Raw genomic sequence first — 21,520 nt, 5'->3', positions numbered from 1 at the left:
AATAGTGGGGTGCCGACTGCCAAGGAGGTCGGAAGCACCGATATTATTGCGGACATCAAGACAGGTGATGTGATCCCGTCCGAGGCTTTCGGCGGGGAGAATCAAGGCTTCGGACGGGTTATCTGATGCTGGAGTAAGATATTGTTAGTTGGCCGAAAACTGACGTCGTGGCTCGGGCGGATCTCATTTTGGCGTGCGTGGGGCTGCACCTGAGGGGGTGCGACGCCGCGCTGAGAGGAGCCATTTAGGGAAGAGGCAAAGGAAAAGGCCCGCCAATCGGGCGGGCCTTCACAAAGTTCGTGGTGTTCTGGTTGGATCTTAGGCCAGCGAGCCGTCGATACCTTTGCAGGCCTCAACCAGACCTTTGACCGCGTTGACGGAGTTGTCGAACATGGTCTGCTCATCCGAGGTCATTTTTATGTCGATAACACGTTCGATGCCACCAGCACCGATCACTGTCGGCACGCCTACATACATGCCTTTGAGGCCGAGGGCGCCATCAACGTAGGCCGCGCAGGGCAGGACGCGTTTCTGATCCTTGAGGTAGGCTTCGGCCATCTCAATCGCGGAGGTCGCAGGTGCGTAGAAGGCGGAGCCGGTTTTCAGCAGACCGACGATCTCAGCGCCACCATCCCGGGTACGTTGGACAATCGCGTCCAGTTTTTCCTGGCTGGTCCAGCCCATCTTGACCAGATCAGGCAGCGGAATACCGGCAACGGTCGAGTAGCGCGTCAGCGGCACCATGGTGTCGCCGTGGCCGCCCAGAACAAACGCGGTGACGTCTTTCATGGAAACGTTGAACTCTTCCGCCAGGAAGTGGCGGAAGCGGGCGCTGTCCAGCACGCCGGCCATGCCGCAGACTTTCTCGTGGGGCAGGCCGGAGAACTCCCGCAGAGCCCAGACCATTGCATCCAGAGGGTTGGTGATGCAGATCACAAACGCGTCCGGTGCGTGGTCACGGATGCCTTCACCAACGGATTTCATGACCTTGAGGTTGATGCCCAGAAGGTCATCGCGGCTCATGCCAGGCTTGCGCGGCACGCCGGCCGTCACGATGCAGACGTCTGCACCAGCGATATCCTCGTAGGATTGGGTGCCCTTCAGCTTGGCGTCAAAGCCTTCGGAAGGACCGGATTCAGCGATGTCGAGCGCCTTGCCTTCGGGGGTGCCTTCGGCAATGTCGAACAGGACGACGTCGCCGAGTTCTTTCAGTGCTGCGAGGTGGGCAAGTGTGCCACCGATCTGACCTGCGCCAATCAGGGCGATTTTGGGTCGAGCCATTGGAATTTATCTCCGGTCCGGTTGTGATTGCCGGGAGGACTAAGCCGTTCCGTGGCTTGGCGCAAGATCCCTGCGCCGGGAAGGCCGATGTGCCGCAGACTGTTCAAATCGGACAGATGCGTTTAAAAAACCGACATATGAGGCACTTAGAGGGATTTCTCAGATGCCTGAGATTACAGTGATGTTTTTTCTGGTAGCGGTATTGGCAATTACGTTTGCCGGTGTCTCCAAGGCCGGTTTTGGATCAGGCGCGGCCTTTGCGTCATCTTCGATTCTCGCTGTGATTGTGGAGCCCGGCGTGGCGCTTGCCTTTATGTTGCCTCTGCTGATGTTGATCGATGTGGCCACGCTACGGCCATATTGGGGGCGCTGGCGGTTGTGGGAGTCGTTCTTGTTGATCCTCGGCGGGTTACCAGGCGTGGCATTAGGGGCGGCGTTTTATAAATCCGTCGACGCCGATGCCATGCGGGTATTGATTGGAGTGATCTCGGTATCTTTTGTGGTCTGGCAGCTCTACGGGCAGCTCAGGGCGCGATTGGCCACGCGGCGCGATAAGGCGGATGTGACTGGCGTTGTAGCCGGCTTGGTTGCCGGGTTTACCAGTTTCGTGAGCCACGCTGGTGGTCCGCCGGCGGCTGTTTATCTGCTTGGCCGCAATATGAGCAAAACGGAGTACCAAGCCTCGACCGTGTTGGTGTTTAGTATTCTGAATGCCGCAAAGTTTGTTCCCTACGCAATGCTAGGGATGGTGACGCCCGCCTCATTGACGCTGGATCTGATGTTGGCGCCCTTTGCCCTGCTGGGGGCTTGGATCGGGGTCCGCTTACATCACAGGGTATCTGAGCCGGTCTTTTTTGGGCTGACCTATGTGCTGTTGATTACCACCGGAACGAAGCTGATTTGGGACGGGCTGACCTGAGCGGGGGCGGATCTTGCGCTGCTGGCAGAGGGCCGTTGTCACACGGCCCCTCCGCCGGCTGGTCAGATCGGATGTCTCACCCCTAAGGCTCATCTTGCGAGGAAGCCCGCTCAGGCGTCACTGTCGACGACTGGTAAGGCCTCCGCCAGAAACTCATAAGACTGGCCCGAGGCCACAAGACAGGTCACGCCGCCGGGGGTGGTGATTGTGATGGTCCAGCTGCCGGTATCCGCCGAGGCGAATGTTTCCATCACCACGCCGCGCTGGCCGATGCCAATGCTCTGCCGACTTTCGCCGTAGCGTTCGGCAAGGCGCTTCACCACCTGATCGCGGGGCGCGCAGTTGTTGCTGGTCTGTGCGACAGCGGGCAGTGCCATCAGGGCGAGTGCTGCCAAAGCGGCGCTTTTGAGGACTGCAAGTTCAAACGTCTTCTTCAACATGGGTTTTACCCTTTCCGGAAGATCCGGCGGTGGGCTTGCCCTTCGGGTCATTTGATCAGACCCGGACAGGGTGTGCGCCGTGCCGGTATCGCGTCATCGTCTGCACGGGCTGCTGTGCCCGCTCCCGGATGTATGATGCCGTTTTGGTTCGATCCTCATCCGGTGCAATCAGAGTGACGAAAAGAAGCTGACATCCTCTTAACGGCCCGTTCTCGGGGGTCGAGTCGAGCGATAATAACTGTTTATCAAGGCTTTATTGTGATCACAGCCCTTCGCGCTTGCTGTGTCGACGCGACTTATTCTGCGGTGCGGCATCATTTCACTTGAAAGCTTACTTTCAATTATGTAGCCGTTTGCGCAACAAAATGACTCAGGAGGTAACTCATGGATCCGCGCACACGCCCCTATCGGTCGGTTCTGTATATCCCGGGGTCCAAGCCTCGCGCGCTGGACAAGGCCCGCAATCTGCCGGTGGATGCGATCATCTTTGATCTTGAGGACGCGGTCTCGGCGGATGAGAAAGAAAACGCCCGCCAGACGTTGGAAGAGGCGCTGCGCGAAGGGGGCTATGGGGCGCGGATGAAGATTGTTCGGATCAACGGATTGGATACCGAATGGGGACGCGCTGATGCTGCGGCTGCGGCCAAGATGGACTGTGATGCGATCCTGTTGCCCAAAGTCTCCTCCCCAGCAGATCTGGACACTCTGGCAACCATCACAGGGAATAAACCGCTGTGGGCGATGATGGAAACTCCGCGCGGCATGTTGAACGCCGCAGCCATCGCCGCGCATCCGCTTTTGCACGGCATGGTTATGGGGACAAATGATCTGGCGAAGGAGCTGCAGGTGCGCTTTCGTCCGGATCGCTTGCCGCTGATGGCGGGGCTGGGTCAGTGTCTGTTGGCGGCCAAGGCGGAAGGTGTGGTCATTGTCGACGGGGTCTATAACGCCTTTAAGGATGCCGAAGGGTTGGAAGTTGAGTGCAGTCAGGGCCGCGACATGGGGTTTGATGGCAAGACATTGATCCACCCGGCGCAGGTGGATGTGGCAAATGCCGCCTTCGCCCCTTCCGAGGACGAGATTGACCTCGCGCGACGTCAGATCGCGGCGTTTGACGCCGCAGAGGCAGAGGGGCAGGGTGTGGCTGTTGTGGATGGCAAGATTGTCGAGAACCTGCACGTGGTCACTGCCCGCGAAATTCTTGCAAAAGCGGATGCAATCACAGCGGTTTCAGCCTAGGCGTTGGGTCGGTCATAATTCTTTGGGAGACTGACATGGCATTGTTGCTTCTAGGCATCCTGATTTGGTGGGGCGCCCATTTTTTCAAACGTTTGGCGCCGGATGCGCGCGCGGCTCTTGGTGATCGTGGCAAGGGGCTGATTGCGCTTATCCTGCTGGCGAGCGTGGTCCTGATGGTGATCGGTTACCGCGGTGCGGAGTCGTTTGATCTGGCCCTGCCGCCGCCGTTTTTCACACATATCAACAACACGTTGATGCTGTTGGCGCTTTACTTCACCAGCCCTGGTCCCAGCAAAGGCGCGCTGTTTTACAAACTCCGCCATCCCATGTTGCTGGGCTTTGCGATGTGGGCGGTCGCACATCTGCTGGTAAACTGGGATCTGGCCTCCTTTGTGCTCTTTGGGAGCATGCTGGTCTGGGCGCTGGCGGAAATGGTTGTGATCAACCGCGCTGAGCCAGTCTGGACAGCAAACCCAAAGGGCAGCCTTGCCAAGGATGCCATGTTCTTTGTCGCGTCGATCGTCCTATTGGGTGTGATCGGCTATGTTCACGGGCTGATCGGCCCCTCGCCGTTTCCGGGGTAATCACTGATGAAACTCTATCGATTTCTGTCTGAGGACGACACCTCGGCGTTCTGTCACAAGGTGACCGATGCGCTGAACAAAGGGTGGGAGCTCTACGGAAGTCCGACCCAGACTTTCGACCCCGTGAAGGGGATCATGCGCTGCGGTCAATCTGTGGTGAAAGAGGTGCCCGGCACCTATACCCCCGAGACCAAACTGGGAGAGCACTAATGGCCAAGACCAATCCGGGCCGCTTCTTTGAGGATTATGCCGTTGGCGATGTGTTGCATCATGCGGTGCCGCGCACCGTCTCGGGGGGGGAGCGCGCATTGTATCACGCGCTCTACCCGGCGCGACATGCGCTCTACTCCTCGGATGAATTTGCGCGCGGATGTGGTCTGGCGGGCGCGCCGCTAGAGGATCTGGCGGCGTTCCACATGGTCTTTGGAAAGACCGTTCCGGATGTTTCGTTGAACGCGGTGGCGAACCTAGGCTATGCCGAAGGGCGCTGGCATCTGCCGGTCTATGCCGGAGATACCCTACGCGCCGAAAGCGAAGTGATTGGAGTCAAGCAGAATTCCAACGGCAAATCCGGTGTCGTCTATGTTCGTACACGTGGCCTCAATCAGCGGGGTGACTGCGTGCTGGACTATGTGCGCTGGGTCATGGTGCGCAAAGGCAACCCGGAGGCGCCCGCGCCTGAGACCTGTATCCCCGAACTCACCCGGGTGATCCCGGCTGAGGATCTGGTCATTCCCGAAGGGTTGGATTTCTCCAGCTATGATTTCACGCTCGCGGGGGAGCCGCACCGCTGGGGCGACTATGCGGTGGGGGAACAGATTGACCACATCGACGGTGTCACGGTCGAAGAGGCCGAGCATATGCTCGCAACCCGGCTGTGGCAGAACACGGCCAAGGTTCACTTTGACACCACGGCTCGGCCGGATGGATCGCGGCTGATCTACGGCGGGCATGTGATCTCCATGGCGCGGGCGTTGTCCTTCAACGGCTTGGCCAATGCGCAGATGATTGTTGGATTGAACGGGGGCGCGCATGCAAACCCCTGCACATCCGGTATGACAATCCGTGCCTGGTCGGAGGTGCTGGACAAGGTTGAAACCCGCGCGCCCGGCATCGGGGCGATCCGCTTGCGACTGGTCGCGACCAGCGGGGGTGCTCCCTTCCGGCTGAAGGGGGAAGATGGCAAATATCACCCGGAGGTTCTGCTGGATCTCGACTACTGGGCATTAATGCCATTGTGATAACAGCTGGCGGAGGCGCTTTCTGTTTCGAAATCGGCCTTGGCTGGGACCTTCTCACAGGCGAAGCAATGTGCAAAAGCCATGAACATAGGTGATCCGGGAACAGTTCTTTACATCTCGCATCCGCAGGTGACGGTTGACGCAACAGTTGCGGTGCCGGATTGGGGTTTATCCGACGTCGGGGCCTTGCGTGTGGCGGAACTGGCGCAGCGCTTCGCTCGGTTGCAGCTGGCAGGAAAGGCGGCGGTGATCTCCAGCGCCGAGCGCAAAGCCGTCGAGACCGCCGCGCCACTGGCGGCAGCGCTTGGGGCTGCTGTCGACCAGCGCAGGGAGCTGCATGAAAACGACCGAACCAGCACGGGCTATCTGCCAGCGGCCGCATTTGAAGCGCAGGCAGATGCGTTTTTTGCGAGTCCCTTGCAATCAGTGCGCGGTTGGGAGCGGGCGGTGGATGCGCAAGACCGCACCCTGCGGGAGATATGCGCCCTCGAGGCGGACCACCCGGACAGCGCGTTGATTGTCTGTGGTCACGGCGCAGTGGGCACTTTGCTTTTCTGTGCCTTGGCAGGTGTGGAAATTGACCGGCGTTGGGATCAACCGGCAGGTGGTGGCAATTGGTTTGCCTTCGATCGATGCAGCCGGAAACCACGTGACCATTGGGCGCCAATCGAGACCCTGTTTGAGGGTGGCGCAATGGGGTGCGAAAATTTATAGGGATGCGGGTCGGTTTTGGCTAAGCTCAGGATATGCGGATCCTTCAACTGATGGTTTTCATGCTTTTTGCTCAGGTGCCGATACAGGCGCGCGCCTGTGATCTGGCATTGGTGCTGGCAGTGGATGTCTCCGGCAGCGTCGATGTCGAAGAATACCGCACACAGATGGAAGGCCTGGCCGCAGCATTGCAAGACGGTGTCGTGGCGGAGGCCCTGGTTCGGGCACAGGCACGGATTGCTTTGATTCAGTGGTCAGGCAGCGGCCGACAAGAGGTGACTATTAGTTGGCGACATGCTTCGGATTTTCGATCCCTAGACCAGCTGGCGGCTGATATCGCGGCGGCGCCGCGGCCCTGGCGCAACTATGCAACAGGCATCGGAGAGGCACTGCAGCTGGCCATTGAGCAATTTCAAACCGTACCCGGATGCCGCCGCCGGGTGATTGATGTCTCTGGCGACGGGCTGTCTAACGAGGGGGTGGAGCCTGCCGCGGTGCGAGGTGCGCTCGGCGCGGCTGGCGTTACGGTGAATGCCTTGGCCATTGAGGAGAGCGAGCCGGATCTGACGGCCTATTTCTTTGAGCAGGTCATCTTTGGAGCGGACGCCTTTGTTCAGACCGCAGCAGGGTTTGAGGACTATCCGCAAGCGATCCGTAAAAAGCTGTTACGCGAAGTGGCGCAGCAGAATGCCGGATTGGGCAGCTTTCTCACGGCGATCCCATAAATTCGCGAACACCATGTGATTCTGTAAGGATTCCAGCGGCTCTTGTTTGTGATCACTTATCGGAAGCGTGTGATCACATATTGTTGTTTTAGCGGCATTCCAAAAAATAACTGCGCATTTTTACCCCTCGTTTGCGTGACAGGACGTAAAAAACCGCTAAAACGTCGTCAGCTAACCGGAAAGGAGCCAACATGGCCGATGTAAATCGGGGCAACCGCCCGCTTTCGCCACATTTGCAGGTCTATCGCCCGCAGATCACTTCGATCACCTCGATCCTGACGCGGATTACGGGCAATGCCCTTATCGTGAGCGCGTTGCTGATCGCCTGGTGGTTCCTGGCGGCGGCAACCTCTGAAGACTACTTCCGCACTGCCAATGCTGTAATGACCAGCTGGTTCGGCGACATCGTGATGAGCCTGTCGGTGCTTGGCCTTTGGTATCACACGCTGGCCGGTGTGCGTCACCTGATCTGGGACAACGGCAAGATGCTGGATCTGGAACCTGCGCAGAAACTGGGCTGGTTCGTCATTGTCGGGTCGGTTGTCCTGACTGTCCTCACCCTTGTTATCGTTTGATCTGAAGGAGCAATCGCAATGCGTTATTTGACAGATCGCAAGCGTGCCGTTGGCATGGGTGCTGCGAAATCCGGCACGGCACACCACTGGTCGATGCAGGTCAGCTCCATCGGGCTGCTGATCTTGGTGCCGTTGTTCGTGTTTACTTTTGGCTCGGCGCTGGGCGGATCTTATGAAGAGATCACCGCCTACTACGCTCGCCCGTTTCCCGCACTTGTTGCTTTGCTGACCATCTGGGTCGGCATGATGCACTTCAAATCCGGTGCGCAGATCATGATCGAGGACTATGTGCATGGCTTTGCCGGTCGTCTGACGATCATTCTGGTCACCTGCCTGTCTTATGCCGTGGCCGCGGTCAGCGCCTATGCGCTGATCCGCCTGGCGCTGTAAATCCCGAGGTTTTCAATGGCTGCTTACGAATACGAAACACATGATTATGACGTGGTCGTGGTTGGCGCCGGTGGTGCCGGCCTGCGCGCCACCCTCGGCATGGCGGAGCAGGGGCTGCGCACGGCCTGCGTGACGAAGGTCTTCCCGACCCGCTCGCACACCGTGGCGGCCCAGGGCGGCATTGCGGCGTCCTTGTCCAACATGGGGCCTGACCACTGGCAGTGGCATATGTATGACACGGTCAAAGGGTCTGACTGGCTCGGCGATACCGATGCGATGGAGTATCTCGCGCGTGAAGCGCCCAAGGCGGTTTACGAGCTGGAGCATTACGGCGTGCCGTTCTCGCGCACCGAAGAGGGCAAGATCTACCAGCGTCCCTTCGGCGGCCACACCACCGAGTTCGGCGAAGGCCCGGCGGTGCAGCGCACCTGTGCCGCCGCTGACCGCACCGGCCACGCAATCCTGCACACGCTTTATGGCCAGAGCCTCAAGAACAACGCCGAATTCTATGTCGAGTATTTCGCCATCGACCTGATCATGTCCGAGGACGGGCAGTGCCAGGGCGTGGTGTGCTGGAAGCTCGATGACGGCACCATGCATGTCTTCAACGCCAAGATGGTGGTGCTGGCAACTGGCGGTTACGGCCGTGCCTATTTCTCCGCAACCTCTGCGCATACCTGCACCGGTGATGGCGGCGGCATGGTGGCGCGCGCAGGCCTCGCACTGCAGGACATGGAGTTCGTGCAGTTCCACCCGACCGGCATCTACGGCTCCGGCTGCCTGATCACCGAAGGGGCGCGGGGTGAAGGTGGGTATTTGACCAACTCCGAAGGCGAACGCTTCATGGAGCGCTACGCGCCCCAGTACAAGGATCTGGCGCCGCGTGACTATGTTTCGCGTTCGATGACGATGGAGATCCGCGAAGGCCGCGGTGTGGGTGAACATGGTGATCACATTCACCTGAACCTCAGCCATCTGCCAGCCGAAGCGTTGGCGGAACGCCTGCCGGGGATCTCCGAAAGCGCGAAGATCTTTGCCGGTGTGGATGTGACCAAGGAACCGATTCCGGTTCTGCCAACGGTACACTACAATATGGGCGGTATCCCGACCAACTACTGGGGTGAGGTGCTGAACCCGACAGCCGAGGATCCGACCGCTGTGGTGCCGGGTCTGATGGCTGTGGGCGAGGCGGGCTGTGCCTCAGTTCACGGGGCCAACCGGTTGGGGTCCAACTCGCTCATCGATCTTGTGGTCTTTGGCCGAGCCGCGGCAATCCGTGCGGGCAAGGTGGTGGATGCTGATGCGCCCAACCCTGTTCTTAATCAGGCGCAGGTGGACAAAGCCTTCGACCGGTTTGATGGTCTGCGCTATGCCAAGGGCGGCATCCCAACCTCGGATCTGCGTTTGGAGATGCAGCGGACCATGCAAAGCGATGCCGCGGTGTTCCGCACATCGGAGACCATGGCGGAAGGTGTGACCAAGATGACCGCCATCGCAGCAAAGATCGACGATCTGGCTGTGACCGACCGGTCGCTGGTCTGGAACTCTGACCTGATGGAAACGCTTGAGCTGACCAACCTGATGCCAAACGCATTGGCGACAATTGTCGGGGCCGAGGCACGTCAGGAAAGCCGTGGTGCCCATGCTCATGAGGATTTCACCAGCCGGGACGATGAGAAATGGCGTGTCCATACCGTGAGCCGTGTTGACGGCAACAAGGTGGATCTGTCCTATCGCCCGGTTATTGTGGATCCTCTCACCACTGAGGCCGAAGGCGGCATCAGTGAGGCGAAGATCGCCCCCAAGGCGCGGACGTTCTAAGGCCGTGATGCGCGCAGTTCCTGCATATCACATGACACTCAGCGCCCCCTCGCGGGAGCTGAGTGTACATGGTTGGGGGCTGCTATGATGGCACTGGAGCAAGACGTTTCGACACCACCTCCGGCATCTGCTGCAGAACAACCCGGCGGTTGGCCATGTCTTGGTTGGCAGCCTGATGTCGCACTGCGCCTGTTCGGAATGCGACGGTCCGGCAATCATGCCGTTGCTAACTGGTTGCAGCGCAACGCGCCGGGGCAGCAGGCTCTGTTCTTCAACAACTGCAAATCGGCCCGCATGCCGCTTTCGCACCATCAGGGAATAGAGCGAAATACCGTGGGCCTGTCGCGGTCAGAGGCGCGTGATCTGCCAGCGCTTGGGGCGTCAATGGCCTCGGGTGGCCTGCTGTTGATTTCTTACGAGGACACTGTTCCGTCGGATTACAGTCTGGATCGTCCCGTCTCGGGTGATCTGGATGAGCGCCTGCTGAGTGGTGATATTCTGCTGTTGCGTGGGTTTTTGAACTGGTCCGCGTCGTTGTTGAAGAAGCTTCAGGGCAACCCTGCTTTTTCTCTGGTTCAGCGTAACGCCGTGCTGCTGCGGGCAATTGACAGCTATCGGCGCATGCTGGAGCTGGCCTCACATGCGGATGAACTTGCGCTGGTGGTGGTTGACTACGACCGATGGATGCGCAGTGCTCACTATCGGACGGATCTGCTGGATCGCCTGGATTTGCCCTGCGCAGACAACACCCTCGGCAAGATACAAACCTACGGCGGTGGCTCGTCCTTTGACAAGGATCGGGGCGACGCCGATTTCGATCTGAAGACGGATAAACGCTGCCGACAGATGGCGGAGGACGCAGAATATCAGGCGATTTTGCACCTCGCGGCCCGTGATGAGGCACTGCTGGCAGCTTTGGCGCGGCACTACCCCGATGATGCGACCCGGCTGTCACAGCTGGCAGAGCATCCCCCTTTTGCGGCGGGAGGGCTGTTCTAATGCTGTCCCGAGCCTATGAAATTGCGGCTGGCATGGCCGCGACACCCAAAGATCTGCGATCCGGCCTGTCCGGGCCGCAGACACCGATCTCCTGCCTCCGCAGCGCCTCGCGCCTGCGGATGGTGGGCAGCTAAGCAAGGAGAACGATCTATGGTCGAATTCGCACTTCCGAAAAATTCCAAGATCACCACGGGTAAAACCTGGCCCAAGCCCGAAGGCGCAACCAATGTGCGCAAGTTCAGCATCTATCGCTGGAACCCGGACGACGGCAAGAACCCGCAGGTGGATACCTATTTTGTCGATATGGACAAATGCGGTCCGATGGTTCTGGACGCGCTCATCAAGATCAAGAATGAGATTGATCCAACCCTGACATTCCGTCGGTCGTGCCGCGAAGGGATCTGCGGCTCTTGCGCGATGAACATCGACGGCATCAATACGCTGGCGTGCATCTACGGGCTGGATGAAATCAAAGGTGACGTGAAAGTCTATCCGCTGCCGCATATGCCGGTGGTGAAGGATCTGATCCCTGATTTGACGCATTTCTATGCGCAGCACGCCTCAATCATGCCGTGGCTGGAAACCAAGACCAACCGCCCTGCAAAAGAGTGGAAGCAGTCTATCGAGGATCGCAAGAAGCTTGATGGTCTTTATGAATGTGTGATGTGTGCCTCCTGTTCGACGTCCTGCCCCAGCTATTGGTGGAACGGTGATCGTTATCTTGGGCCGGCCGCACTGCTGCATGCCTACCGCTGGATCATCGACAGCCGGGATGAGGCGACACCGGAGCGCCTGGACGAGCTGGAAGATCCCTTTAAGCTCTACCGCTGCCACACGATCATGAATTGCGCAAAAACCTGTCCCAAGGGCCTGAACCCGGCCAAGGCTATTTCGCACATCAAACAGATGATGGTGGAGCGCGCGGTCTGATCTGACGCAGAGTACGTATTCTCAAACGCCGCTCGGGAACCCTGGGCGGCGTTTTTCTTTGTATCGTCAGACTCTGTTTTGTCAGAGATCGCTTGCGTATGGGGTTGCGCTGCGCGCATGGCGATCTTGTTGAAACGGAGGGTGTGTTAGCGCGCTCACAGGCATAAATTCCTGAGCAGGGGAGAGGCATTCTCTTGAGCAGGAGCGATCACATGACCGATCAAGCCGCGACGCAATTTCACCGGACGGCTGCCAATTCGTCGGCATCACCGAAGGCAGGGCGAGCTGCCGAAGCACTGGCACATCTGGAACAGGCCTGGGCTTACTATGTGCCGGAACCACGCGTGGCTTCCCGCGCTATCACAGAGCCTGCGACCACTGAGGGCGTTGTCGATTACTACGCTGCGGCCTGATTGGTCGGAGCAGGGCGGCGTTGGCGACAGTTGCGGCTGATTAAAACGGTAGATAGACAGGCCACATGCCCGTGTTGATCCTCTTCCTGTTGCTTGGCGTTTTCGGATATTTCCTTTGGCGGCACAAAACGTCCAGTCTGAGCCGACATTGTCGTTGGCGGCAGGAACGCGCGGCTGACCAATGGAGATGTGCGGCTTGCGGGGCAGTACAGCCCGGCTCTGCGGCGCCAAAACTATGTCTGCGGCAGGCGGGGTAGGTAGGGGCGTTCCCTGAAACCACGATGTTCTATGGCCGGTGAGATCGCTGAAACACGGCACGTGCGACTATCCCGTATAAGTTGAGTGATGGGGCGAAAAAAATGCTTGATCGACTCATTGCTTTGGTGGATACGGCGCACAGACGCCAACGCACGCGCCTCTGTCCCAAGGGTTATCCCCCATGGTTACGTAGCGACGGTAACGTCTCTGATTGAAGTGAGCGGTCATAGATGGCCGGGTCTTTTGGAGATGACCATGAACGCAAACGTAACCGGGCAACTTGCCCGTCAAGATGCTATTGTCCCCGTTTCTCGCCACCTGTCTTACATTGCACAGAACGCGTTTGACCGACCGACACTGGTGATCGACAGTCAAGCTGTTGCCCGGCAATACGCCGCCCTCGCGCAAGGTCTGGGCCGCGCCCGTATTCACTACGCTGTTAAAGCCAATCCGGAGCCGCAGATCCTGAGGCGCCTGACCAGCATGGGATCCAATTTCGATGCGGCCAGTCGGGCTGAGATCGAGATGTGTCTGGCCGCTGGCGCAAAACCGAAACAGATTACTTTTGGCAACACCATCAAGCGCCCGGCGGATATCGCTTTCGCACATGAGATCGGTATCACGCATTTCGCCGTTGATGCCTTGGCAGAGATGGAAAAACTGGCTGAGCACGCGCCGGGTGCGCGGGTTTGTATCCGTCTGCTGGTTGAGGCGACCGGCGCTGATTGGCCGTTGAGCCGTAAGTTCGGCTGTACCCCTGCGATGGCGCTGACCCTGATGGACCGTGCCCGCGCCCTTGGTCTATGCGTATCTGGCCTTTCCTTCCATGTCGGATCGCAGACCCGTGATCCGCAGATGTGGGCCGACACGCTTGATCAGGTGGCGCATGTCTGGCGCGCGGCCAAGAACGCCGGACATGAGTTGACCCTGCTGAACATTGGCGGCGGTTTTCCCGCCAGCTATGGCACTGAGGTGATGGCGCCGAACCGCTACGCGCAGGACGTAATGGCGCTGGTGAACGCGCGGTTTCCAGACGCCTGCGAAATCATGGCGGAACCGGGCCGCGGGTTGGTGGCAGAGGCAGGCGCAATCGCGGCAGAAGTTCTACTGGTGTCGCGCAAGGATGCGGGTGATCTGCACCGCTGGGTCTATCTGGATATCGGGAAATTCTCCGGTCTGGCCGAAACCATGGACGAGGCGATCCGCTATCGCATCACCACGGATCATGGTGACGGGCAGACCGGTCCCTGCATTCTGGCGGGCCCATCGTGTGATAGCGCCGATGTGCTCTATGAAAAGCAGCTTTATCAAATGCCGCTGGAGCTGAAAGCCGGAGACCGCGTCGTGATCCATGCCTGTGGCGCCTATACGACCACCTATGCATCGGTCGGGTTCAATGGCTTCCCGCCGCTGGATGTGGTGGTGATCTGACGTCAGGCGGCTTCGGAATGCGGTCGCAATCACCGCTTGTCTCGGGGCGTCGCTTTGGCTTTCATGGCGCAAACAATAAAGAGGTTTGCGCCATGTCCAATACTGAGCTCCCAAACGCCGAGACAGGGTTGCCATCTGATGCAGAGGAGCGGCGCGCGATCCCGCCAGTGATCTGCTATCCCAATGAAACGCTGCCAAAGCCGGATTTGCCACGATACCTTGCAGCGCGTGAGACAGCGCAGAAGACCGATGAGGTGGTTGTTGCCCCGCGCCAGGCGGCTTGTTTTCGTGTCGCAGCCGGCAGTTTTTTCCGAATTACATCGGTCGAAGGGGCGCAGGTGGGGGACCTGAACCTCTGGAACGACGCCGATCTGAGCGAGCGGTTTTTCTCCGGCAAGACGCGGGCATTGCACGGAACCCATGTGACAGCCGGGGAGAGACTGTGGAGCACACTGCCGCATCTGCGCCCCATGGCAACCATTGTTGCCGATAGTCTTGGCTGGTACGGAATCGACAGCTACGGTGGTTCAGTACATGACGTGATCGGCACACGCTGCGATCCCTATACCGGCAATCTTCTCGGCGGCGGCCATTATCACCACTGCTGCCACTCCAATCTGACCCGCGCACTGGCTGATGAACTGAACCTATCGCTGGCAGACGCGGAGCGGCATGTACACGACGTCCTGAACGTTTTCATGTGTACTGGGTTTACCCGCGATACCGGGCAGTATTTCATGAAGGCCAGCCCGGTACGCCCCGGCGACTATCTGGAGTTTTTCGCCGAAATCGACCTGTTGGGCGCACTAAGTGCGTGTCCTGGGGGCGATTGTGGATCGGAACACACCAGCGATAGTGCAGCGTGCTACCCGCTGTTGGTAGAGGTCTTTACGCCCGAGAGCACTGCGTTGGACGGCTGGCAATCGCCTGCGCACAATGGCTACGATGGCAGTCATGGGCGCAGCTGATCTGCGATCCTGCCAATAGGAAAAAGGCAACGCCTGAGGCGCTGCCTTTTTTCGGACTACAGCGTTTGATCAGTTCAGGCGAAAGCCGCCTCAAGTGCGATTTCCACCATATCTCCGAAGCTGCGTTCGCGCTGATCGGAGGGCAGCGCCTCGCCTGTACCAAGGTGGTCGGACACGGTCAGCACTGCCAAGGCGCGACATCCGTAGCGCGCTGCAAGCGTGTAAAGTTCAGCAGCCTCCATCTCGACGCCCAGAATGCCGTGGCGCACCATTTGTTCGTTCAGATCCGGGCGTTCATCGTAGAACACATCTGACGAATAGATGCCGCCGACATGCGGGGTCAAATCATGGGTCTCAGCGGCTTTTACGGCCGCCTGAAGCAGGGACCAATCGGCACAGGGAGCGAAATTGACCTCTTTGAAAATCCCGCGTGATGGAGAGCCAGTGGTTGTCGCTGTCATGGCGAGGATCACATCGCGGATCTTCACCTTATCTTGCATGCCGCCACAGGATCCGATGCGGATCAGGGTTTTTGCTCCATAGTCGCGGATCAGTTCATTCACGTAGATTGACAGGGATGGCATGCCCATCCCGCTGCCCTGAATCGTCACCGGATGACCATTCCATGTACCGGTGAACCCCAGCATTCCGCGCACCTCATTTATAAGGCGCACATCTTTCAAAAATGTTTCAGCAGCCCATTTTGCGCGGTAGGGGTCTCCTGGCAACAAAACGGTTTCGGCAATCTCGCCCTTGGCGGCCCCGATATGAACAGTCATTTTCTATCCTCAGTTTCGAAAAATCAGATTTCCAGGTCGGAGATATCAACGCCAGAGGTCAGTGCTGCATGAACCCAATGTGGTTTGCGGCCACGGCCAGTCCAGGTTTCTTCCGGGTTTTGAGGGTTGCGGTATTTCGGAGCGGCCTTGGTTTTCTTGGCAGTGCTACGGCCATTGCCAGCAATTTCATCCAACGAGAAACCGAATTTGGCGGCGGCTTCTTCAGCGGCTTTTAGTGCTTCGATACGTTCGCGCTGCTCTGCGTCTTTCAACGCCTTTTCAACGTTCGTCTGCAATTCCAAAAGCTCTTTTCGCGACATCGATGTGAGGTCAACGGCCATTTTTTATCTCCATGAATGAATGCACGACGCGATACGCCGAGGTGCATTCATTTATGACCCCATATTCTCGGAGATTTCACCAAGAAAATTGTTTCGATTATTTTTATTCGCGAAAATCCGCTAATGCGCAGCCGTTTCTGGTTGTTTCGCAAGTTCGACAATGTCTCCCATGATTGCGTTGAGCTCAAAATCCTTGGGTGTATAAACACGAGCCACCCCCATCTTTTTCAAGCGATCAGCGTCATCGTCCGGAATGATTCCTCCGACGATAACCGGAACATGCGCAAGACCGGCCTCTGTCATTCGGCCCATCAGCTCTTCGATCAGGGGGAGGTGGCTGCCGGAGAGGATCGACATGCCAACAACATGGGCGTCATCCGCGATGGCCGAGGCGACCAGTTCCTCCGGGGTCATGCGAATACCGTCATAGGTGATGTCCATGCCGCAGTCGCGGGCCCGAAAGGCGATCTGCTCGGCACCATTTGAATGGCCGTCGAGGCCAGGTTTCCCGACCAGAAATTTCAGGCGGCGGCCAAGTTGATCGCTCACCGCGTTGACCTTGTCGCGCAACTCATCCAGACCTTCAGTCTTATTGGACACCGACCCTGAAACGCCTGTCGGGCCACGGTAGGTGCCATAGACTTTACGCATTTCCTCTGCCCATTCGCCGGTGGTGACCCCTGCTTTGGCTGCGGCGATGGAGGGCGGCATAATATTGTCACCGTTTTGCGCTGCGGTCCGCAGAGCCATGAGCGCTGTTTGAACAGCGTTATCGTCACGTCCACTGCGCCAGTTATCTAGGCGGCTGATCTGCTCTTGCTCGACCGCCGGGTCGACCACCATGATGCCGCCGTCCTCGGTCTGTAGCGGAGATGGCTCACCCTCGGTCCATTTGTTGACGCCAACGACAACGGTCTCGTTTTTCTCAATCCGGTTCAGGCGTTCGGCGTTGGAATCGACCAACCGGCCTTTCATGTATTCAATGGAGGCCACCGCGCCGCCCATGGATTCCAGATTCGCCAACTCAGCACGTGCGCCTGTCTTCAGGTCCTCAACCTTTGCATCCACAGCCGGGTTGCCATCAAATAGGTCGGCATATTCCAGAAGATCGGTCTCATAGGCGAGGATCTGTTGCATCCGCATGGACCACTGTTGATCCCAGGGGCGGGGCAGGCCAAGCGCCTCATTCCAGGCGGGCAACTGCACCGCGCGGGCTCGCGCTTTCTTCGACAAGGTCACAGCCAGCATCTCGATCAATATACGGTAAACATTATTCTCCGGCTGCTGTTCAGTCAGGCCCAGCGAGTTCACCTGCACGCCGTAGCGGAAGCGGCGGAATTTGGGATCCTCGACGCCGTAGCGGTCGCGACAGATTTCATCCCAAAGGTCGACAAAGGCGCGCATCTTGCACATCTCGGTCACGAACCGGATGCCCGCGTTCACGAAGAAGGAAATGCGACCGACCATAGCCGGGAAATCCTCCGGGGCGATGCGCGGTTTCAGCTCGTCCAGCACCGCCTGCGCGGTTGCGAGCGCAAAGGCCAGCTCCTGCTCAGGCGTCGCGCCCGCCTCCTGCAAATGATAGGAGCAGACGTTCATCGGGTTCCATTTGGGCACATTGGTGTAGCAGTACTCAGCCACATCAGCGATCATCTTGAGGCTGGGCTTGGGGGGACAAACATAGGTGCCCCGGCTCAAGTATTCCTTGATCAGATCGTTCTGCACGGTGCCTTGCAGTTTCGACACATCTGCGCCCTGCTCCTCCGCCACCGCGATATAAAGAGACAGCAGCCAAGGGGCAGTGGCGTTGATGGTCATGGAGGTGTTCATCTGTTCCAGCGGAATCTGGTCGAACAGGGACCGCATGTCGCCCAGATGGCAGACCGGCACGCCAACCTTGCCGACTTCGCCGCGAGCCAGGACGTGGTCGCTGTCATAGCCGGTCTGCGTTGGCAGATCGAAGGCGACTGAAAGACCGGTTTGCCCTTTCGCCAAGTTGGCACGGTAGAGCGCGTTGGATGCGCTGGCAGTGGAGTGGCCCGCATACGTGCGGATCAGCCAAGGGCGGTCTTTTTGCATCTGCGGCATCGTCAGCCTCCCAACAGAATTGCGGTAATTATATTTCTCTGAATGGATCTAAATAGTAATTATAGACCCGTGTCAATTCGCTGCGTTGCGGCATGATCAATGTGGTCAAGGCGGCAGGCAGCTGCGCGATGTCGTATTTTGCCATAAAGCCTGTTCTGGCTCTCATGCCTGAATGAGAATGCGGCACATGCTCCAGTGTGCAGAATGTCTGCTGAAGGCGCCTATAGTGCATTGATTTTCGCCTGTGGGCGGCGATCGCCTAGACGGGATAGATGCCGGCTCCTGCCTCGCCATCGGTCAAAGTGCTTGTAAACGCTGTAAGCATGGGGAAGGGTCTGAGAATGACGCAGACTGTGGAACTCCCGCTTTGGCTCTTTGTGCTGATCCTGTTGTTTGCTGCGACTACATTGGCGTCGCATTTTCTGTTCCCTTCGGTACGGTGGTTCTTTCGTCGTCGACTTGAGCGTGCGGTGGCGCGGCTCAATCGGCGGCTCGAGCGCCCTATTCAGCCATTCAAACTGGCGCGGCGCTACGACATGATCCAACGGCTGATTTACGACCCGCAGGTGGCACAAGCGATCGCGGATCATGCGCGTAATATGAGTATTCCCGAGAACGTCGCCTTCGAGGAGGCCCGCCGCTACGCGCGTGAGATTGTACCTTCATTCTCTGCCGTTGCTTATTTCAGCATTGCGATCCGCTTGGCTCGGTTTCTGTCCAACGCAGTTTACCGGGTGCGCCTCGGTTACGTCGACGAAGCCGCGCTCAAGGCCATAGATCCGGAGGCGACAGTGGTGTTTGTGATGAACCACCGTTCAAATATGGACTACGTGCTGATAACCTACCTCGCTGCAGATCGGTCCGCGCTCTCTTACGCGGTGGGGGAGTGGGCGCGGGTTTGGCCCTTATCACGGTTGATCCGGGCGATGGGCGCGTATTTTATCCGTCGGAAGTCACGAAATGATCTCTATCGCCGTGTTCTTGCAACCTACGTACGATTGGCGACGCAAGGCGGTGTGACACAGGCGATGTTTCCCGAGGGCGGGCTCAGCCTGGACGGAGCCCTGGCCGAGCCGAAGTTGGGGCTGCTTAAGTATATTGTCGATGGGCAGTTGGCCCAGGGCGAAGGGGGGCGGGATGTGGTTTTTGTGCCGGTCGCTCTGAATTACGACCGCGTCCTTGAGGACAAGATTCTGACGTCGGCGGCCCAAGCCGGAGAGCGGCGGTTTCGTCCGCGCATCCACGTGGTCGTCATCCGAATGCTGCGTCAACTGATGCTCTGGCTCACAGGACGCTACCAACGGTTTGGATATGCGGCGGTCAGCTTCGGGCGTCCACTCAGCCTACGGGCGTTTATGTTGCGCGACGGGGAGGGAGATGCGCCGACCGTTTTGGCGGAGGAGTTGATGGGGCGGATTGGTGAATGTGTTCCGGTTCTGCCGGTGGCTCTGGCGGCCGCAACGCTGGTGCGCTTGTCGTCTGGTTCCGACCCGTTGAGCCGGTCTGAGATCGAACAGGCGATGGAGAGGCTACTGGCACAGATGCCCTTTGCCCATATTCATACGCCGGGCGGGGGGCAGGGTTACGCAGCGGAGGTCGGGCTGCGTCAGCTGACAGCCCGGGGGATCCTGGAAGAGCACCAGAACCGCTATCAGGTGGTCGCTGAGCGCCGGGATCTGCTTGTCTACTATGCGAATTCCATTCGACATCTCGTCCCTGATCTGCCCGAAACGCAGGCTGAATAGGGCGGTTTTGCTGCGAGTGCAAAGGAATATTCCGCGTCCGCTGGGTTATAAAATTACCCAAATTGAATAAATGATGTTGCATTGTTGCTTGGTGAATCTTATTCCCTAGGTAGCAGCTGCGATTCTGCATTGCGGCGAACAGCGGAAAAAAGGAGGCCAGCATGGCTTTGGATACGCAGAACGGCGCCCTCTCCTACGAGGCCCCTGAAAAAGAGCTCTACGAGATCGGTGAACTGCCTCCGATGGGATATGTGCCGCAGAAAATGTATGCGTGGACAATCCGCAAGGAACGCCACGGCAACCCCGACACCGCCATGGTGCAGGAGGTTGTCGATGTGCCTAAGCTGGACAGCCACGATGTGCTCGTTCTCGTGATGGCGGCCGGGGTGAACTACAACGGTGTTTGGGCCGCACTTGGCACCCCCATCAGCCCCTTCGATGGGCATGGCGCCCAGTTTCATATCGCAGGTTCCGACGCCTCTGGCATTGTCTGGGCGGTTGGCGACAAGGTGAAGCGCTGGAAGGTCGGCGACGAGGTGGTGATCCATTGCAATCAGGACGACGGTGATGATGAGGAATGCAACGGCGGCGATCCAATGTACTCCCCCAGCCAGCGGATCTGGGGCTATGAGACCCCTGATGGATCTTTTGCCCAGTTCACCAATGTTCAGTCACAGCAGCTGATGCCGCGCCCCAAACATCTGACATGGGAAGAAAGCGCCTGTTATACGCTGACACTGGCCACCGCTTACCGGATGCTGTTCGGTCATGAACCACATGATCTGAAGCCTGGCCAGAACGTACTGGTTTGGGGTGCCTCGGGCGGCCTTGGCTCTTATGCGATCCAGTTGATCAACACCGCCGGCGCCAATGCCATCGGCGTGATCTCTGACGAGAGCAAACGCGACTTCGTCATGGGGTTGGGGGCCAAAGGTGTCATCAATCGCAAAGACTTCAATTGCTGGGGCCAGCTGCCGACAGTGAACACCCCTGAATATGCCAATTGGTTCAAGGAAGCGCGCAAGTTTGGCAAGGCGATCTGGGACATCACCGGCAAGGGCAACAATGTTGACATGGTGTTTGAACATCCGGGCGAAAGCACATTCCCGGTCTCGACCTTTGTTTGCAAAAAGGGCGGTATGGTTGTGATCTGCGCCGGTACCACCGGCTATAACCTGACCTTTGATGTGCGCTATATGTGGATGCATCAGAAGCGCCTGCAGGGTTCACATTTTGCGCATCTGAAACAGGCGGCCGCAGCGAACAAGCTGATGGTAGAGCGTCGTCTGGATCCCTGCATGTCTGAGGTCTTCTCTTGGTCGGACCTGCCGGAGGCCCATATGAAGATGCTGCGCAATGAACATAAACCCGGCAATATGTCCGTTCTGGTTCAGGCGCCGCGTACCGGGCTGCGGACCCTGGAAGATGTCTTGGCAGGGTAGAACCTCCAGCTGATTTCTGTCAGTTTCGCCCCGCCAGTCACCGATAGGACTGGCGGGGTTTTTCGTGTGTTTGGTACGTTGTCCCTCAGCGGATCGTGACGTTGGAAGGGCAGGCGACTTGGTGCTGATGGGGCAGACATTGTGTGGCGGCGCACTAGATAATCCCTTATGAAATAAAAATTCGATCAATATGCTGGCAT

General features: G+C 58.3%; 23 protein-coding genes. 18 read left to right on the top strand and 5 right to left on the bottom strand.

Annotated features, from left to right (window positions below; genetic code table 11):
• Positions 1-318 precede the first annotated feature (318 nt).
• Positions 319-1,281, bottom strand: a complete 963-nt coding sequence (gene mdh, locus OO25_RS13010) for a malate dehydrogenase (protein ID WP_014873467.1) — start codon at positions 1,279-1,281, stop codon at positions 319-321.
• Between the two features lie 163 nt (positions 1,282-1,444).
• Here mdh and OO25_RS13005 point away from each other — a divergent pair, with 163 nt between their 5' ends.
• Positions 1,445-2,200 carry a sulfite exporter TauE/SafE family protein gene (locus OO25_RS13005; protein ID WP_040180591.1) on the top strand — a complete coding sequence of 252 codons (756 nt, stop codon included), beginning with the start codon at positions 1,445-1,447 and terminating at the stop codon, positions 2,198-2,200.
• 110 nt (positions 2,201-2,310) lie between these two features.
• Here the strand turns inward: OO25_RS13005 and OO25_RS13000 are convergent, their stop codons facing one another.
• Entirely contained in the window at positions 2,311-2,640 is a 330-nt protein-coding gene (locus tag OO25_RS13000) for a hypothetical protein (RefSeq protein ID WP_096707435.1), read from the bottom strand.
• Positions 2,641-3,024: 384 nt separating this feature from the next.
• Between OO25_RS13000 and OO25_RS12995 the strand changes: the two genes are divergently transcribed.
• The 15 genes from OO25_RS12995 (at position 3,025) to OO25_RS12930 (ending at position 14,925) form a co-directional block, all read left to right on the top strand.
• Positions 3,025-3,879 (top strand): CoA ester lyase, encoded by an 855-nt coding sequence (locus tag OO25_RS12995; RefSeq protein WP_040180589.1) that lies wholly within the window; start codon positions 3,025-3,027, stop codon positions 3,877-3,879.
• Between the two features lie 35 nt (positions 3,880-3,914).
• Complete coding sequence (locus OO25_RS12990) at positions 3,915-4,463, top strand: NnrU family protein (protein WP_040180587.1); 549 nt, start codon at positions 3,915-3,917, stop codon at positions 4,461-4,463.
• Positions 4,464-4,469: 6 nt separating this feature from the next.
• Positions 4,470-4,673 (top strand): DUF1737 domain-containing protein, encoded by a 204-nt coding sequence (locus OO25_RS12985; protein WP_040104187.1) that lies wholly within the window; start codon positions 4,470-4,472, stop codon positions 4,671-4,673.
• Positions 4,673-5,704 carry a MaoC family dehydratase gene (locus OO25_RS12980; protein ID WP_040180585.1) on the top strand — a complete coding sequence of 344 codons (1,032 nt, stop codon included), beginning with the start codon at positions 4,673-4,675 and terminating at the stop codon, positions 5,702-5,704. The genes OO25_RS12985 and OO25_RS12980 overlap by 1 nt, the downstream gene beginning before the upstream one ends.
• 81 nt (positions 5,705-5,785) lie before the next feature.
• Entirely contained in the window at positions 5,786-6,418 is a 633-nt protein-coding gene (locus OO25_RS12975; RefSeq protein ID WP_040180583.1) for a histidine phosphatase family protein, read from the top strand.
• Between the two features lie 32 nt (positions 6,419-6,450).
• Positions 6,451-7,140 carry a DUF1194 domain-containing protein gene (locus tag OO25_RS12970; RefSeq protein ID WP_040171221.1) on the top strand — a complete coding sequence of 230 codons (690 nt, stop codon included), beginning with the start codon at positions 6,451-6,453 and terminating at the stop codon, positions 7,138-7,140.
• A 191-nt stretch (positions 7,141-7,331) separates the two neighbouring features.
• Positions 7,332-7,715, top strand: a complete 384-nt coding sequence (gene sdhC / locus OO25_RS12965) for a succinate dehydrogenase, cytochrome b556 subunit (RefSeq protein ID WP_040171217.1) — start codon at positions 7,332-7,334, stop codon at positions 7,713-7,715.
• A gap of 18 nt (positions 7,716-7,733) precedes the next feature.
• Positions 7,734-8,105, top strand: a complete 372-nt coding sequence (sdhD, locus tag OO25_RS12960; RefSeq protein WP_014873477.1) for a succinate dehydrogenase, hydrophobic membrane anchor protein — start codon at positions 7,734-7,736, stop codon at positions 8,103-8,105.
• A gap of 15 nt (positions 8,106-8,120) precedes the next feature.
• Complete coding sequence (gene sdhA / locus OO25_RS12955; protein ID WP_040180582.1) at positions 8,121-9,926, top strand: succinate dehydrogenase flavoprotein subunit; 1,806 nt, start codon at positions 8,121-8,123, stop codon at positions 9,924-9,926.
• Positions 9,927-10,013: 87 nt separating this feature from the next.
• Positions 10,014-10,925, top strand: coding sequence for a hypothetical protein (locus tag OO25_RS12950; protein WP_242407043.1), 912 nt, complete (start codon positions 10,014-10,016; stop codon positions 10,923-10,925).
• Complete coding sequence (locus tag OO25_RS23375) at positions 10,925-11,059, top strand: hypothetical protein (protein ID WP_255352596.1); 135 nt, start codon at positions 10,925-10,927, stop codon at positions 11,057-11,059. The genes OO25_RS12950 and OO25_RS23375 overlap by 1 nt, the downstream gene beginning before the upstream one ends.
• A 16-nt stretch (positions 11,060-11,075) precedes the next feature.
• Positions 11,076-11,855: a succinate dehydrogenase iron-sulfur subunit gene (locus OO25_RS12945; protein ID WP_014873480.1), complete on the top strand. Its 780-nt coding sequence runs from the start codon at positions 11,076-11,078 to the stop codon at positions 11,853-11,855.
• Between the two features lie 212 nt (positions 11,856-12,067).
• The gene (locus tag OO25_RS12940; RefSeq protein ID WP_040180578.1) at positions 12,068-12,268 is read left to right on the top strand and encodes a hypothetical protein; all 201 of its coding nucleotides are present in this window, start codon (positions 12,068-12,070) and stop codon (positions 12,266-12,268) included.
• A gap of 507 nt (positions 12,269-12,775) precedes the next feature.
• The gene (locus OO25_RS12935; RefSeq protein WP_040180576.1) at positions 12,776-13,957 is read left to right on the top strand and encodes a type III PLP-dependent enzyme; all 1,182 of its coding nucleotides are present in this window, start codon (positions 12,776-12,778) and stop codon (positions 13,955-13,957) included.
• 92 nt (positions 13,958-14,049) lie between these two features.
• A complete protein-coding gene (locus OO25_RS12930; RefSeq protein WP_040180736.1) occupies positions 14,050-14,925 on the top strand; it encodes a DUF1989 domain-containing protein in 876 nt (291 codons plus the stop codon).
• 74 nt (positions 14,926-14,999) lie between these two features.
• Here the strand turns inward: OO25_RS12930 and deoD are convergent, their stop codons facing one another.
• The 3 genes from deoD to OO25_RS12915 all read right to left on the bottom strand — a co-directional run bounded on the left by deoD (position 15,000) and on the right by OO25_RS12915 (position 18,133).
• Positions 15,000-15,704 (bottom strand): purine-nucleoside phosphorylase, encoded by a 705-nt coding sequence (gene deoD, locus OO25_RS12925; RefSeq protein WP_040180572.1) that lies wholly within the window; start codon positions 15,702-15,704, stop codon positions 15,000-15,002.
• Positions 15,705-15,727: 23 nt separating this feature from the next.
• Positions 15,728-16,045: an H-NS family nucleoid-associated regulatory protein gene (locus OO25_RS12920; RefSeq protein WP_040180570.1), complete on the bottom strand. Its 318-nt coding sequence runs from the start codon at positions 16,043-16,045 to the stop codon at positions 15,728-15,730.
• Between the two features lie 120 nt (positions 16,046-16,165).
• A complete protein-coding gene (locus OO25_RS12915; protein WP_040180569.1) occupies positions 16,166-18,133 on the bottom strand; it encodes a protein meaA in 1,968 nt (655 codons plus the stop codon).
• 341 nt (positions 18,134-18,474) lie between these two features.
• On the opposite strand from OO25_RS12915, the gene OO25_RS12910 reads away from it, so the two are divergent.
• Together OO25_RS12910 and ccrA are read left to right on the top strand one after the other, a co-directional pair.
• A complete protein-coding gene (locus OO25_RS12910) occupies positions 18,475-19,878 on the top strand; it encodes a 1-acyl-sn-glycerol-3-phosphate acyltransferase (RefSeq protein ID WP_040180567.1) in 1,404 nt (467 codons plus the stop codon).
• Positions 19,879-20,039: 161 nt separating this feature from the next.
• Positions 20,040-21,320 (top strand): crotonyl-CoA carboxylase/reductase, encoded by a 1,281-nt coding sequence (ccrA, locus tag OO25_RS12905; protein ID WP_040180566.1) that lies wholly within the window; start codon positions 20,040-20,042, stop codon positions 21,318-21,320.
• Positions 21,321-21,520: the final 200 nt, after the last annotated feature.

It is taken from the genome of Phaeobacter sp. S60 (genome assembly GCF_000826845.1).
GTDB classification, from domain to species: Bacteria; Pseudomonadota; Alphaproteobacteria; order Rhodobacterales; family Rhodobacteraceae; genus Phaeobacter; species Phaeobacter piscinae.
This window is presented reverse-complemented; position numbering and strand designations above follow the sequence as displayed.

Bases quoted from the DNA above. Each gene is read 5' to 3' on its own strand.
- OO25_RS12990 (WP_040180587.1), top strand. From the start codon at position 3,915: ATGGCATTGTTGCTTCTAGGCATCCTGATTTGGTGGGGCGCCCATTTT.
- OO25_RS12915 (WP_040180569.1), bottom strand. From the start codon at position 18,133: ATGCCGCAGATGCAAAAAGACCGCCCTTGGCTGATCCGCACGTATGCG.
- OO25_RS12950 (WP_242407043.1), top strand. From the start codon at position 10,014: ATGGCACTGGAGCAAGACGTTTCGACACCACCTCCGGCATCTGCTGCA.
- mdh (WP_014873467.1), bottom strand. From the start codon at position 1,281: ATGGCTCGACCCAAAATCGCCCTGATTGGCGCAGGTCAGATCGGTGGC.
- OO25_RS12980 (WP_040180585.1), top strand. From the start codon at position 4,673: ATGGCCAAGACCAATCCGGGCCGCTTCTTTGAGGATTATGCCGTTGGC.
- sdhC (WP_040171217.1), top strand. From the start codon at position 7,332: ATGGCCGATGTAAATCGGGGCAACCGCCCGCTTTCGCCACATTTGCAG.
- sdhD (WP_014873477.1), top strand. From the start codon at position 7,734: ATGCGTTATTTGACAGATCGCAAGCGTGCCGTTGGCATGGGTGCTGCG.
- OO25_RS12945 (WP_014873480.1), top strand. From the start codon at position 11,076: ATGGTCGAATTCGCACTTCCGAAAAATTCCAAGATCACCACGGGTAAA.
- OO25_RS13000 (WP_096707435.1), bottom strand. From the start codon at position 2,640: ATGTTGAAGAAGACGTTTGAACTTGCAGTCCTCAAAAGCGCCGCTTTG.
- OO25_RS12935 (WP_040180576.1), top strand. From the start codon at position 12,776: ATGACCATGAACGCAAACGTAACCGGGCAACTTGCCCGTCAAGATGCT.
- OO25_RS12930 (WP_040180736.1), top strand. From the start codon at position 14,050: ATGTCCAATACTGAGCTCCCAAACGCCGAGACAGGGTTGCCATCTGAT.
- OO25_RS12995 (WP_040180589.1), top strand. From the start codon at position 3,025: ATGGATCCGCGCACACGCCCCTATCGGTCGGTTCTGTATATCCCGGGG.
- OO25_RS12910 (WP_040180567.1), top strand. From the start codon at position 18,475: ATGACGCAGACTGTGGAACTCCCGCTTTGGCTCTTTGTGCTGATCCTG.
- ccrA (WP_040180566.1), top strand. From the start codon at position 20,040: ATGGCTTTGGATACGCAGAACGGCGCCCTCTCCTACGAGGCCCCTGAA.
- OO25_RS12940 (WP_040180578.1), top strand. From the start codon at position 12,068: ATGACCGATCAAGCCGCGACGCAATTTCACCGGACGGCTGCCAATTCG.
- OO25_RS13005 (WP_040180591.1), top strand. From the start codon at position 1,445: ATGCCTGAGATTACAGTGATGTTTTTTCTGGTAGCGGTATTGGCAATT.
- OO25_RS12970 (WP_040171221.1), top strand. From the start codon at position 6,451: ATGCGGATCCTTCAACTGATGGTTTTCATGCTTTTTGCTCAGGTGCCG.
- OO25_RS12975 (WP_040180583.1), top strand. From the start codon at position 5,786: ATGAACATAGGTGATCCGGGAACAGTTCTTTACATCTCGCATCCGCAG.
- OO25_RS23375 (WP_255352596.1), top strand. From the start codon at position 10,925: ATGCTGTCCCGAGCCTATGAAATTGCGGCTGGCATGGCCGCGACACCC.
- sdhA (WP_040180582.1), top strand. From the start codon at position 8,121: ATGGCTGCTTACGAATACGAAACACATGATTATGACGTGGTCGTGGTT.
- deoD (WP_040180572.1), bottom strand. From the start codon at position 15,704: ATGACTGTTCATATCGGGGCCGCCAAGGGCGAGATTGCCGAAACCGTT.
- OO25_RS12985 (WP_040104187.1), top strand. From the start codon at position 4,470: ATGAAACTCTATCGATTTCTGTCTGAGGACGACACCTCGGCGTTCTGT.
- OO25_RS12920 (WP_040180570.1), bottom strand. From the start codon at position 16,045: ATGGCCGTTGACCTCACATCGATGTCGCGAAAAGAGCTTTTGGAATTG.